The 13,954-nt window shown below is 53.0% G+C and carries 11 protein-coding genes; 3 read left to right on the top strand and 8 right to left on the bottom strand.

Annotation, left to right across the window (positions count from 1 at the left end):
- The first annotated feature begins 203 nt into the window (after positions 1–203).
- From ACN28R_RS02020 to ACN28R_RS02010, 3 genes are all read left to right on the top strand, one after another.
- Entirely contained in the window at positions 204–1,559 is a 1,356-nt protein-coding gene (locus ACN28R_RS02020) for a TolC family outer membrane protein (RefSeq protein ID WP_095833420.1), read from the top strand.
- 117 nt (positions 1,560–1,676) lie between these two features.
- Positions 1,677–3,863, top strand: coding sequence for a type I secretion system permease/ATPase (locus ACN28R_RS02015; protein ID WP_095833419.1), 2,187 nt, complete (start codon positions 1,677–1,679; stop codon positions 3,861–3,863).
- Entirely contained in the window at positions 3,850–5,211 is a 1,362-nt protein-coding gene (locus ACN28R_RS02010; protein WP_095833418.1) for an HlyD family type I secretion periplasmic adaptor subunit, read from the top strand. Before ACN28R_RS02015 ends, ACN28R_RS02010 begins: the two co-directional genes overlap by 14 nt.
- A 344-nt stretch (positions 5,212–5,555) precedes the next feature.
- Here the strand turns inward: ACN28R_RS02010 and ACN28R_RS02005 are convergent, their stop codons facing one another.
- Genes ACN28R_RS02005 through ACN28R_RS01970 form a run of 8 tightly spaced genes read right to left on the bottom strand, consistent with a single transcriptional unit; the run spans position 5,556 to position 13,953 of the window.
- The gene (locus ACN28R_RS02005) at positions 5,556–7,412 is read right to left on the bottom strand and encodes a TadE/TadG family type IV pilus assembly protein (protein ID WP_095833417.1); all 1,857 of its coding nucleotides are present in this window, start codon (positions 7,410–7,412) and stop codon (positions 5,556–5,558) included.
- A gap of 19 nt (positions 7,413–7,431) precedes the next feature.
- Complete coding sequence (locus tag ACN28R_RS02000) at positions 7,432–8,067, bottom strand: TadE/TadG family type IV pilus assembly protein (RefSeq protein WP_145957953.1); 636 nt, start codon at positions 8,065–8,067, stop codon at positions 7,432–7,434.
- A gap of 11 nt (positions 8,068–8,078) precedes the next feature.
- Positions 8,079–8,564, bottom strand: a complete 486-nt coding sequence (locus ACN28R_RS01995) for a TadE/TadG family type IV pilus assembly protein (RefSeq protein ID WP_095833415.1) — start codon at positions 8,562–8,564, stop codon at positions 8,079–8,081.
- A complete protein-coding gene (locus tag ACN28R_RS01990; RefSeq protein ID WP_183096836.1) occupies positions 8,557–9,360 on the bottom strand; it encodes a tetratricopeptide repeat protein in 804 nt (267 codons plus the stop codon). The genes ACN28R_RS01995 and ACN28R_RS01990 overlap by 8 nt, the downstream gene beginning before the upstream one ends.
- 28 nt (positions 9,361–9,388) lie before the next feature.
- The gene (locus tag ACN28R_RS01985; protein ID WP_095833413.1) at positions 9,389–10,327 is read right to left on the bottom strand and encodes a type II secretion system F family protein; all 939 of its coding nucleotides are present in this window, start codon (positions 10,325–10,327) and stop codon (positions 9,389–9,391) included.
- Between the two features lies 1 nt (position 10,328).
- Entirely contained in the window at positions 10,329–11,312 is a 984-nt protein-coding gene (locus tag ACN28R_RS01980) for a type II secretion system F family protein (RefSeq protein WP_095833412.1), read from the bottom strand.
- On the bottom strand, positions 11,309–12,748 hold the full coding sequence (locus tag ACN28R_RS01975) for a CpaF family protein (protein ID WP_236840173.1): 1,440 nt from the start codon (positions 12,746–12,748) through the stop codon (positions 11,309–11,311). Before ACN28R_RS01975 ends, ACN28R_RS01980 begins: the two co-directional genes overlap by 4 nt.
- A complete protein-coding gene (locus ACN28R_RS01970; protein ID WP_095833410.1) occupies positions 12,745–13,953 on the bottom strand; it encodes a CpaE/TadZ family protein in 1,209 nt (402 codons plus the stop codon). The genes ACN28R_RS01975 and ACN28R_RS01970 overlap by 4 nt, the downstream gene beginning before the upstream one ends.
- Between the last annotated feature and the right edge of the window lies 1 nt (position 13,954).

Below are 13,954 nucleotides of genomic sequence, written 5' to 3'. Positions count from 1 at the left end.
ATAAAAAATCCGGCATATTCTTTCCAGAACTTTACTCACATTGATTAAACAAGATGTTTAAAATGATTTTCATTTCCCCATAAATCATAACCAATTGATATTATTCACGTTGTTATTAATTGGCGATCGACTTATAAATATAATTAATCTTTAGTAAAGATAGGAAAAATCACAAATCAACATTTGCGCAGGAAAATAATGCCATGCCTTATAATAAATATAGATTATCTACTTTTCTTTTCGTTACGGTTTTTAGTCATTACGCCCATGCTGATACTATTCAGGATGCAATTAAACATTCGCTCAACACCCACCCTGAAGTCAGCGCCTCAATTAATAGTCGTTTCTCTGCAGAACATGACTTAAGCGCCGCCAAAGGGGGCTATCTCCCTTCTATAACGTTAAACGCCGGGACGGGTCGCGAACAAACGGACAGCGCCACCACTCGCGCCAGCGGAGATCACCGCGTCGAGCTGAATCGCAGTGAATCCGGCATCAGCGTAAACCAGATGGTTTTTGACGGTTTTGCCACCCCTAGCGAGGTCGGACGGCAACGCGCTACGGTCAATTCCCGCGCTTATAAAGTATTAACCGCCAGCGAAAGCACCGCATTGAATGCCGTGCAGGTTTATCTTGATGTGCTGCAGCGCCAGGAGTTTGTACGTCTTGCGGAAGTTAATCTCGCCAGCCATGAACGTATTTACGATCAGATAAAACTGCGCAGCGAACAAGGCGTCGGTCGCCTTGCCGATATGGAACAGGCGGAAGCCCGTTTGGCTCAGGCGCGCAATAATGTATTGACAGAAAAAACCAATCTTGATGATGCCCGCACCAATTACTACAGCGTAATCGGTAAGGAACCGGAGAACCTGACTATTCCCGGCGCGTCCACTATTACTCTGCCAGCTTCGCTGGAAGAAGCGCGGCGCATCATGCTGGCTAATAACCCGTCGTTGAAATCCGCCGAATCCGACATTGAAGCAACTGAAAAGCAATACGAAGCGGCAAAATCCTCCTTTTATCCGCGGGTAGATATTGAGCTGGCACGCAATATGGATAACAACATTGATGGTGTTCGCGGTCACAACAACGAATGGCAGGCAATGCTAAGAATGCGTTATAACCTGTACGAAGGCGGCAGCAGCAAAAACAGTGTGGAATCGAAGGCTTATCAAATCAAAGAAGCGCAGGACGTAAGAAATAATGCCCTGCGTCTGCTTAATGAAGAGCTTCGTCTGGCCTGGTCTGCGTTAAATAACGCTCGTCAGCAACTTCCTATTGCCGCAGAGTATGCCGATCGCAGCATGCGAGTGCGTACCGCTTACCAGAAACAGTTCAGCCTGGGCGAAAGAACGCTACTGGATTTGCTGGACAGTGAAAATGAGTTATTTACCGCGCAGCGCCGTCTGGTGGAAGTCCGATTTATCGCGCTATTTACCGAATATCGGATAAAATCACGCATGGGGGATTTACTGAATAGTTTATCAATTCCAGCACCGGCGGCAGGCAATAGCCTGACTAACGTGGCAACTCACGCAGAGTTACCTGAATTGAATTAACAAGCCATGTTGATATGCCGGTTCTCCGCCGCGCCAGGCGGAGAACTGTCGGTTTGCTTACACAATTAATTTTGTCATGCTGCAGGGATAGCGTTGCGAAAGGAAAAACCCAGCTAAATGAAGTTGCATTCTGTTCACGATACTAATAATCCTGACGAATCGGTTGTCCAGGAACATAGCGACCCTCGCAGCCGTCACGACGATCCGCTGCTGGATAGCTTACTGATTCTTTGTTCTTTGCAGGGGAAATCGGTCAGCAGGTCAACGCTGACTGCCGGATTGCCGCTCGCCGCTCAACGGCTGTCGGTGAAATTACTCCCCAGAGCGGCGGCGCGCGCAGGCTTGCAAGGCAGAGTGCTTAAGCGGCCACTGGACAAAATTGCTGCGATGTCGCTCCCGGCGATGTTGTTATTGCGCGAGGGAAGAGCCGCAATTTTACTGGGCTGGAATGCCGATGGCGATGCCCGCATCATGCCCAGCGAAACGGAAGGCGGAGAAATTACCGTCGATCGTCATACGCTACAACAGAACTACCTGGGGCTGGTGATGTTTGCCCAACCCCGCCACCAGTTTGATATTCAGTCCGACTCCCTCATTCCCCGCACTAAATCCTGGTTCAAAGATACGCTTAAATTATCGCGTTTTCTTTACATGGATGCCGTTCTCGCCAGCTTGCTGGTTAATATCATCGCCCTGGCAACCCCGCTGTTTATCATGAATGTCTACGACCGGGTGGTGCCCAATCAGGCAACGGCAACCCTATGGGTACTGGCGACGGGTATTACCGGGGCGTTTATCTTTGATTTGATACTGAAGACGCTGCGCGGTATTTGTCTTGATATTGCAGGCAAAAAAACCGATCTGATTATTTCAGCCACGTTGTTTGAACGTATCACCGGTATGTCGATGAAAGCCCGCCCGGCGCGGGTAGGTAACTTTGCCCAGAATATCCATGAGTTTCAATCGCTCAGGGATTTTCTTTCTTCATTAACGCTGACCACCCTTATTGATTTCCCTTTCACTCTGTTGCTGCTATTGGTTATCGGGATTATCGGCGGGCCATTGGTCTGGGTTTCCATACTCGCCTATCCTGTTGCTTTGCTTGCCAGTTGGGCGTTACAAAAACCGCTAACGGCGGCGATTGAAAAAACGATGCACCTGGCCAGCGAGCGGCAAGCAACGTTGATCGAAACACTAAGTAGCCTGGACGCAATAAAAGTCAACAACGCAGAGAGCGAACGGCAATACCTGTGGGAGCAAACCATTGGCAGCCTCAGCCGGTTGGAAATGCGGGCCAAAACTTTGTCATCGCTGGCGGTCAATCTGACCCAATGGATCCAGCAATTTGCCGGTGTCGCCATGATTGTGGTCGGCGTATATATGCTGATTGACGGCAAACTCAGTATGGGGGGATTAATCGCCTGCTATATGCTTAACGGCCGGGCGCTCATCCCACTGGGACAACTGTCAGGATTGGTTACTCGTTATCAGCAGGCCCGTCTGACAATGGCCACGACCGAGCAAATGATGCAGCTTCCTCAGGAGCGCAATGATAATGAACACCCGTTAAAGCGGGAAAGTATTCGTGGCGGCATCGAGTTTCGCGATGTGACGTTTCATTACCCCGAGCAGAAAAATAGCTCGCTGCAGGGAATAAATATTTCCATCGCCGCCGGTGAAAAAGTCGGCATTATCGGACGAAGCGGATCGGGCAAGAGCTCGCTGCAGAAGCTGATCGTTAATCTCTACCAGGCCGATTCAGGCAATATCCTTATTGATGGCGTAGACGTGCGCCAGTTGGATGTCGGCGATCTGCGGCATAACATCGGCTATGTGCCACAGGATATTCAACTTTTCAGCGGATCGCTGCGCGATAACCTGATTATCGGCGCACGTTACGTTGAAGATGAAAGCATGCTGCAAGCGGCCGAAATTGCGGGCGTTAATGAATTCGCCCGTCTGCATCCTGATGGTTATAACCTTCAGGTTGGTGAACGCGGTCAGCAATTATCCGGAGGTCAACGTCAGGCGGTCGCTGTCGCCAGGGCTTTACTGCTTGATCCGCCGATTCTGATTTTTGATGAGCCAACCAGCTCCATGGATAACTCCAGTGAAGATCGGCTGAAAAAGGCGCTCGTTCCGGTGATCGCCAACAAAACGCTGTTGCTGGTGACGCATCGGGCATCGATGCTGGCGTTAGTCGATCGGTTAATTATTGTTGATAAAGGGCGAATTATTGCCGATGGTCCGAAAGCCATCGTGATGGATGCCTTAAAAAAGGGACAGATCAATGCGTCTCGTTGAGTATGCTAAACGCGTTAGGCGTTATTTTGTCGGACGCGATGAAGACAATCTTCATACCATGCCTGAAGTCAGCCGCGCCATAGTGGAAGACTCCCCCAGAATCATTCGCATCACGCTGTGGAGCATCGGCGCCTTTTTCCTGTTTTTTATTTTATGGGCAGGATTTGCGAACATTGACGAAGTCACCCGAGGTAACGGCAAAGCGATACCCTCATCCCGGTTACAAAAGGTCCAGAACCTTGAAGGCGGTATCATTACCGAACTGTTTATACGTGAAGGTCAGATCGTTCAGGCCGGCGATCCTTTGCTACGGCTTGACGATACCCGTTTTGCATCCAACGTAGGGGAAACGGAAGCCGACCGTCTGGCGCTAACCCTGAGGATTGAACGCCTGAATGCCGAAATTAACGATCGGGATTTAACCTTGTCCGCAAACATTGCCGCCCGCTCGCCGGAAGTGGCCAAGGGTGAGCAAGAGTTATATAACAGCCGGCGTCAACAATTTCACAATGAGATATCCGGGCTGGAAGAACAGCTGATACAGCGCCGGCAGGAACTGCGGGATTTCTCGGCCAAACAGATCCAGTTCCGCAACAGCCTCAATTTGCTGCAACAAGAAATCAGGATGTCGGAACCACTTATCGCCGAGGGCGCGATTTCCAAAGTGGAGGTGCTGCGCCTGCGCCGTGCGGAAGTAGAGACCAAAGGTCAGCTTGACTCCGTTACGCTGTCGATCCCCCGCGCCGAATCGGCCATCAAAGAGATCGAAAACAAGATCCAGGAAACCAGCGGACGTTATAAAAGCGAGGCATTAGCGCAGTTGAACGAGGCCCAGACCAACCTGAACAAACTTGCCGCCACCGGCAAGGCGTTGGAAGACCGGGTTAATCGTACGCTGGTGGTTTCACCGGTACGCGGTATCGTGCAACAAATTCTGGTGAATACCATTGGCGGCGTTATTCAGCCAGGCAGCGATTTAGTGGAGATCGTTCCGCTGGATGACAAGCTGCTGGTCGAGGCCAGGATCCGTCCGCAGGACATCGCGTTTCTGCATCCCGGTCAGGAAGCCATTATTAAACTCACCGCATACGATTACACCATCTATGGCGGGTTAAAAGGTCATCTGGAGCAAATTAGTCCGGATACGGTAACCGATAAAGATGGCAACAGTTTTTATATCATCCGCTTACGTACCGATAAAAACTATCTGGGCAGCGCAGAGAAACCCCTGCTGATTATTCCGGGCATGGTGGCAACGGTCGACATCATCACCGGCAAGAAAACCATCCTCAGCTACCTGCTAAAACCGATCCTGCGCGCCAGAGCGGAAGCACTGCGGGAGAGATAAGTAAAAAGGAGGTTACTGACAAACCTCCCGCTTCCATCGGCATCCCTCTGTCAGCACGATCCCCGTCATTCCCGCGGCGTAGGCGGGAATCGGCGTCTGCTGACGACTTGGTGTATATGTACAAGAGATTCCTGCCTATGCAGGAATGACGCGCCATCCGGTCATCCCCGCGTCAGTAGGCGGGGATCTCCTACTGGAACCGTAAACAGCCATTAACTGATTCCTGCCTACGCAGGAATGGCGGATTGGGATTCGGTATTACAAAGGCTACTTTGTCAGCCGTCTGATAAAAGCCGCCTTCTGAGCGAACGCGGCTTGAATTTGATAACGTTCCTTTTAATGACTTATTCAGTAAGCCGCAGTTCGGTGAGGGACGCGGCGATGGCGGCAAACGCCGCCGGCAAATTGTTCACATTAGTGGCGTTAAAATAATGGCTGCCAGTACCGCTGGAACAATTCTGCATCAGTGTTTGCGTGCTAGCATTGGTGCCGCTGCCCAGCACCACCGTGTAGATGGTAATCCCCCCGGCTCTGATATTGTTGCAGAGTTGAGCGGTTAGATTATTCAGGGTGGTGTTACCTACCTGCCAATCGCTCCCAGACTGAAACAGTTTGCCATAGGGTTTTATTTCCGTACTGCTGTTGCTCAACTCGGTTTCGCCGCCGACGCGAAGTGAGTTGAAGTCAGAGCTGTTGGCGTACGCACAAATGGGCCCGCAGGTAAAGTAAGGGGTATTATCGTCATTCAGTTTGTCAATATGAAAGGTGTGACTGGCAGAGTCTGTCGACCACGCGCTATTTTTCGATTTTTTAAACTGGTATTGATAGCTGATGGTGTAATCCACCGGTATATCCCTTTCGCCGTCAATCACCACACCGACGCTGGTACTGGCTTTATTGGTTATCGGATCGAGGCCGTTATTGCCGTCGGTCAGCAGAACAATCACTTTATTGAGACCAATCGCGGCATCGCGCGGCATGTCGTTATTTCCCCAGCCATCAGCGCCGCGCCAGCTGGGGTCCAGCATGCGCCACGACCACAATAATCCCAGCGGGATAATTGTGCGTCCATCCACTGTCATTGCATTGATTTTATTCTTTAACTCGCCAACGTTATTAGACAGGAACAGCATCTCCCGGCTCTGCGGACAGTTATTACTTCTGACGAAACCATACTGCCATTGTAGATACTCCGAATTAAAGGCGAACTTAGGGATAATATTGCCAGATTCATCTTCAAGCTCCGCGCTGATACTGCGATTGCCGCTAATCTTTGGCTTTGAACCTGGCAAAATTCGATAGTCTTTGGCATCAGGCGCATCAAGCTTTTTTAGATAAGCGGTTGTCTTTAACCCATTGGCCTCACTTAATGTCCCAACGGTCATCAACGGCTCCAAACTGCCCGGCAATCCTGACTCGGCTTTAAAAGTATTATTAACATAAGGTTCTACCACACAACCGCCCCAGAGCTCGTCGGCGGCAATATAAGGAAGAGACCGAGCATCAGACGACAACCAACGAACTTTTTCCCGACCGATATATACGGTGTCGGCAAATGGAACGATGCCAATAAAGGATTGGCTGTTGCCCCCCTGAGCTTGCGCCGCGCCCAATACGGTATCCACCAGTTGCGCCGCGGAGGTTTTCAGCGTGGCGATACGATTCTCATTCGCCATTGACCCGGTATTATCCAATGCCAGCACCATCTCCAGATCGCTGCGGGTACGGCGTACCGCCCCATTGGTCGCCGATAGGTTAAACGCGGTTTTCTTAATCATCCCCGTCACCAGCAGAGGCAGGGTGCCGGTAGCGGTCATCGAAACAAGTTGTGCTCCAGTGGCGTTACCTGATCCATCAGTTTCCACACTGTAGTTGATGACCACATTATCTTCCGTAATGGAACTACCGAGAAAGCCCTGCGGCATATTGCTAAAGAAGTAACTTTTGGCGTCGGCGCGCCACTTAAGTTCTTCATCAGAACCGGTGGGAAACGGCGTAAAAGTGTCCAGATTACGCCCGGCGGAAATCACCGCCGTATCCAACGCGTTCTGCAATTTACCCTGCGCCATGCTATAGCGGATAAAGTCGATAGAACCCAGCAACGCTAGTAATATCAGCGGGAAACAGAGCAGATAGGTCAAGGCGGCCGCCCCGCGCTGATCCCGTTGCAGGGTAAGCAAAAACCGCTTTAGTATGATCATGGTTCCCTCCCTTCCGTCGTCATTTCAGATCACGCAACGCACTGAAACGCGGACGATAAAATACCGTGCTGACAATTTGCTTTTCACCGCCCAGCGCCTGCCAGAATGCCGAACTGATGGCAAACGGGGTGTAGTCATAAAAAATCTCCACCGCGATCACCGTATCGTTAACGGCAGGAGCAGGGAACCCCGCCGGAGGCGTAAGCAGTGAAGCCACGTTGCGTGTATTCTCTCTCCCCCGATAGATTCTTGAAGGCCACTCAGGCTTAGTTTTCCATGCCGGATTATCACCTTCGTCATCGGTTTCAACCGCATAGAGGCTAATAACTATGCCGCCGTTTCTTTTATAATCGAGCGGCGTCATTAAATCGGAAGCAATGGTGTTATAGGTGCACACAGAATTTGCCAGCGTGCAGTCGGTACCGCCATGTAGCTCACGCTGCATGGACAGGCTGTTGGCCACCAGAAATGCGGTGCGGTCCACCACCGCAGCGGTTCTGAAATATTGGTACAACTCCCATGAGGCGATAATGACAAATACCCCAATAGGAATAAGTAATGCTGCCTCAACCGCCACTACGCCCCGGTTGTCACGCCGGAAACGCCGTACTATCGGTTGAATACTACATTGCCAAAAATGGGAAAAAATGTTCATTACTAAGTTTCTCACTCATTCTGGATCAGGACGACCCGCTCGAATCGCACCTTGCTCAACCCCAGCCAGGAAATAAACCCGGTCAGGCCGGGGCGATCGAACCCCAGACGGTAGATCACCATGTCCCCCCGCCCCCCGCTATTGCACTCCGGGGTATAATTGTCGCTATCAATATCGCTGAACGAATTATCGCCCTCAGGGGTATAGATCTTGACATCGGTGTACATCGCACTGTCGCTGCTGACCCAGACTGACAGGGTATCTTTCATCACCTTACGCACCGCCTGCCGGCACTCCCCAGTGATACCGAGGCGCCCCATACGCGCCACCCGATTGGCGGCCACATCCAGATGCGCGTCCGCCAGCATAATGAACGCCACCTCAATGGCGACGAAGATTACCGCAAGCAACAGCGGCGCCGCCAGCGCGTACTCCAGCGCCGTGACGCCCTGCTGGTTACGACGCAAACGCGAGCGTAACTGACGCAGGCTATTCATAGCTATCCACCGCGCCGGATTGCCCCATGCTCTGGCGCAGGTAGCGATAAAACGCCAGATTATCCTGCACCCTATCCTGTGATTGGCTGCTCATCAGAATATCTTCGGCGGCGTCATCCCGTCCCAGCATGCCGTAGGCCAGCGCCAGATTATCCCGCTCCTGCGGCAGCTTGCCGGACACACCATTAGTCCCCAACAGGACATTGATCGCTTCGCGCGGTTTGCCATCAAGCGCCAGCGATAATCCCAGGTTATTGCGTAGCGCCGTATCGTCGGGATAAATCTGTAGCCCTCGTCGGTAGGTGCTCTGCGCCTGATTGTGCTCGCCAGTCAGATCGTAACTGACCCCCAATCCGGACAACGCCCGGGAATTATTGGGAAAACGCGTGAGAATTGACTGATAACGGGCGATGGCTTCCGGCAGATTACGTTGCCGAACCAAGATCCGAGCTGGTCCTAACCAGGCATCGATATTTTTCGGATCCAACTGTTGCGCTTTAACATAGGCATTATTGGCCGCGCCAAATTCCCCCTGGAGGAAATGGGCATCCCCCAGCCCCATCCAGACAGCGACAACGCCTGGATTGCTCTGCGCCAAACGGCTATAAATCGACATCGCCATAGTAAAATCCCCGCTCTGCAACGCGCTGGAAGCGATGCGCAAATCGCCGGACTCCAACTCAGACTGGCTTTGAACACGCTTATCGATTCGCTGTGCAGATTGGTAAAAAGCCGAGCACCCCGTAAGCAACGTCACTAAAACCAGCACCATCACCGTTCGGTATTTACCGTCCATCGGTATTCCCCTTTCCATTGTTTTTTCATTATTGTTGCTGTGCAAAAAATGATATCAATCCCAATACCGCCGGTCCCGCCGCCACAATCAACACCGTGGGCAGAATAAACAGCATCATCGGCAAGGTAATTTTTACCGCCAGTTTGGCGGCAATCTCTTCCAGCCTCATCATCCTGGCGGTACGTTCGGTACGAGCCAGAATACGCAGCGCCTGGGTGATCGCCGTACCGTACTGGCGGGATTGCAGCAAGGTATTCACCAGGGTATGAATCGATTCCAGCCCCGTGCGTTGCGCCAGCCGTTTCAGTACAGTTTCGATATCACTGCTGATCTGCAATTCGCCCGAGGTTAAACGCAACTCATCCGCCAGCGCCGGACAGACGGCTTCGATTTCCACCGCCACCCGATGGATCGCGCTGTTTAGCCCCAGCCCGGCATTGGTGCAGATCACCAACAGGTCGAGCGCATCCGGCAACCCTTGCTGAATCATGCGCTGACGCCGCACCACCATCTTGTCCAGCAGCACACGCGGCAACAGCAGGCCCAGGTAGACCGCCACCAGGCAGAGCAATATGCCGTAAATTCGCTGCTCCTCCAGCAAAGGCCAGACAAACACCGCCACCAACGTCAGCAATACCAATGTTGATAGCAGCGCCAACGCAATCATTACCATCAACGCCTGTGGGTTACGAAATCCGGCGGATACCAGTTTTCCGGCAATTTCCGTGCGCTGGGCGGCGCTGAACAGAGGGACAGACCGGCCGATCGAATTCAGTGCGCTCATAAAACGCTGGGCCAGCCGTCGGCGCTGCCCTGCCGGCGTCAATACCGATTGCTGCGTACTCTTGCGTATAACTTCACTACGCATACGTTCCGTGAGTCTGGCCCGGCGACTGGTACGGGCGTACAGATACAACCCAACGCCTAACGCGGCAAACAGCAGGGAACTCAGTTGCAGCAGAATCATGTCAGACCTCCATGCTGGCAATCTTGCGAATCGAGATCACCCCTAGCAATAGCATAATCACCGCCGCCCACAGCAGGTTCTGTCCTGTCGGCGTTTCGAATAACACACTAATATAATTAGGATTAAGCACGAACAAAGCGCCGGCGATAAAGAAAGGCAGCATGGTTAAAACCATACCGGATAAGCGCCCTTCGGCCGTCATGGCCTTGGTTTTCAAGCGCAGGTCGCGCCGGGCGCGGATAATGCCGGATAAGTTATCCAGCGCTTCTACCAGCGAGCCGCCGGTATCCCGCTGTAGGGAAAGGCAAACGGCGAAAAAAGCAAAATCAGGCAATTCAATACGCAGCACCGCATCATCCATGACCTCTTGAATATCATTGCCCAGCAGCAGGCTATCACCCATGCGGCGAAACTCCGGCCCAAGCGGGGCATTGAAGTGCTCTCCGACGTTGCGAATGGATTGCACCACCGGGATCCCGGCCTGACTGGCGCGGGTAATCGAATCCATGGCATCCGACAGTTGACTAAGGAACCTGACCTGAAAACGCGCCACCTGTCTACGGTAAAGGAAAACGGCAACCGCCAGCGGCGCCAGCAACAGCACGGCCGGTACGCTCCACCATGTGGTAGGGATAAAACCGAGAAATAACAACAGGATCATCAACAACAGCGTCGCCAGTACGGCGCCAAACAATACCCGGCTACCCTGATGCCCGCCAACGGTATCGAGCCGGTTAAAATAGTAACCCAAGGTTCCCATCGCCTTGCGCCGCCGATAGCGGCGCGCCTCCGTCTGCGCTCGTTCCAGATCCTGCAATATTTTCTGACGTGAAACATGGCGCGATAAACCCGTGATCTCTTTCAATCTCTGGCGGATACGCACGGCGGATCGGCGGTGCAGCACATCCATCAATATCATTATCGCCAGCCCAAGCAGCACAGCAAAGGCAAAGCATAATAGGGTGATAACATCGGCCACGCTCATGGATGCATCGCCTCCAATAGTGCCGTTTCCATGCCGAAATAGCGGGCACGCTCGGCAAAAATGGGCCGCATGCCGCTGCTATCATAAGTGCCTCGGACTTCATCGTCGTAAGCGCCGGCGTCATAGCTGAAATGGAATAGTTCCTGCATCACGATAACATCGCCCTCCATGCCCGCCAGTTCGGTAATACTGGTAATGCGCCTTGTGCCGTCGCGCATACGCTCAACCTGAACAATCATATGTACCGCGCTGGCAATCTGGCGACGGATGGAATAGAGCGGCAGATTGCCGTTTGCCATCATCACCATGCTTTCCAGACGGATCAGGGCATCGCGCGGATTATTGGCGTGCAGGGTGGTCATCGAACCATCATGGCCGGTGTTCATCGCCTGTAACACATCCAGCGCCTCGGCGCCGCGGGTTTCCCCCAGAATGATTCTGTCCGGCCGCATACGCAGGGCATTACGCACCAGGTCTCCCTGCGTTATTTTGCCGCTGCCTTCCAGATTGGCCGGCCGCGTTTCCAGCCGTAATACATGCGGCTGCTGCAACTGGAGTTCCGCCGCATCCTCCACGGTAATGATGCGTTCGGAAACCGAGATAAAACGCGATAGCGCATTGAGCAAGGTGGTTTTCCCCGACCCGGTTCCGCCGGAAATCAGAATATTGAGCCGACTGGCCGCCGCAATTTCCAACACCCGCGCCATCGCCGGGGACAGGCTGCCTTTCGCCGCCAGCCGTTGCAACGTCAGATTTTTACGCGAAAACTTACGAATCGAGATCGACGCGCCATCAATCGCCAACGGCGGTAAAATCACGTTGACCCGGCTGCCGTCAGCCAGACGGGCATCCACCATCGGGCTGCTTTCATCCACCCGCCGCCCCACCGATGAAGCAATACGCTGGGCGACGCTGACCACATGCGCGTTATCGCGAAATTTCAGCGGCGTCAGCTCCAGTTTGCCAAAGCGCTCCACATAAATTTGATCCGGACCATTTACCATAATGTCGGAAATGGTGTCATCCTGTAACAATGGCTCAATCGGCCCGACGCCGAACATGTCATTGAGGATCTCCTGTCCCATTAGCTTCTGTTCGCTTTGTGTCATCGCCAGACCTTCCGCAACCACGGTTTCCGCGATGATCGTTTCCACATCGAGCCGCACCTCATCACGGGTACGTTGCAGTGCGCTGGAGACATCGATGGTGGCAAAGACGGTCTGCCGTATCTGGGCATAATGTACGGAGCGCACCACCGTATCCGCATTGCCCGACAAACGGTAAGTCGCCACCGGCGGTTCCTTGTCTAACAGCGTCTCCCGATCGGTCAGAACATCATTAGCTGGTTTGCTCTGCTCGCGAACATCCGTTGCCGGTATGATTTCATCTGGCGGCGATACATTGACCTGCTCTACGGGTTTACGGCCAAAACTCATGAAGACCTCTTGAGACTCAGAGACGGCCACCATGCCGTTTTGGGTTTACCTTGCGCTTCGCCGGTCAAGATGCTGGCAAGCTGTTTTATTCCCTGGGCGAACTCGCTGCGCTCCGGCAGGTCTTCCGCCAGATTTTCCGCCAGCGACAAGGACTGGGCGTCATAGCCGATCTGTACCGCAACCGGCAGATCCACCGTCTTAATAAAATCGTTGTTATTAACTTTATTGCGATTCAACGGCTGTGGCTGATTCAAAATGTTGTAGACCGTCGCCGGATTAGGGTGTGCCTCAATATGGCGCGCCAGCCGAACCAGGGTTCTGGCCGAATAGACCGACTGCTCCGCAACGATACAGGCCAAGCTGGCATGGTAAAAAGCCTCTGACGCCAGACTTCCGCCCCGCTGCGGCACATCCAGAACGACATAGTGAAAATGCTGGCTCAGCGTCGTCAGCAATTCCCCCAAAACCCCTTCCGTCGCCTCATAGGGTTCCATATAATCCAGTTCGGCGCCCAGCGCGTATAGGCGGTTATCCGCGGTGCTGAGCGTTCGTTCCAGATACTGGAGATCCAGCCGACTGACATTTCCCAGGATCTCAACCAGCGCGTTTCCTCCCGCCAGGCCTAACATGCTAATGCCGCAACCACCGTAAAAATCGAGGTCGATATAAACCACGCGCCGATGAGCGCCGCCGGCGGATAGCTGCCTGGCTAAATGCACCGCAACGCTGGTCGTACCTACGCCGCCACGGGTACCGACGACCGCGATAGATTTGCCCAGCCGCCGCTGCCGTACCGGATTATGATCGTTTTCCTCCAACACCCGGCGCAGCAATTCGGTTCCCAGTGGTTTCACCAGATAATCCTGCACGCCGCGCTGCAACAGATTGCGATAAAGCCCGATATCGTTACGATCCCCCACCACATACACCTGCACTGAGGGCTCGCAGGCATTGGCCAGCCGATCCAGTTCATCCAGCGGTCCGCTGGAACCGGATATATCCACCAGCAGACGCTGGGGCGAACGGCCCATTTTCTTCAGCCAGTCGATGGCATCGTCAATATTGCCGCGCTCGACCCGGCTATCGGTTACCGTACTGGTTTTGAGAAAACGAGTTAATTCCTCTTTACTGTCCGCATCCAGCACAAAGGCCGCAAAATTCACTACGCGCAGTTCACCACGCTCTTTATCACCCAGAACACTCATA

The organism is Brenneria goodwinii (assembly GCF_002291445.1).
In the GTDB taxonomy this organism is placed as follows: domain Bacteria; phylum Pseudomonadota; class Gammaproteobacteria; order Enterobacterales; family Enterobacteriaceae; genus Brenneria; species Brenneria goodwinii.
This window is presented reverse-complemented; position numbering and strand designations above follow the sequence as displayed.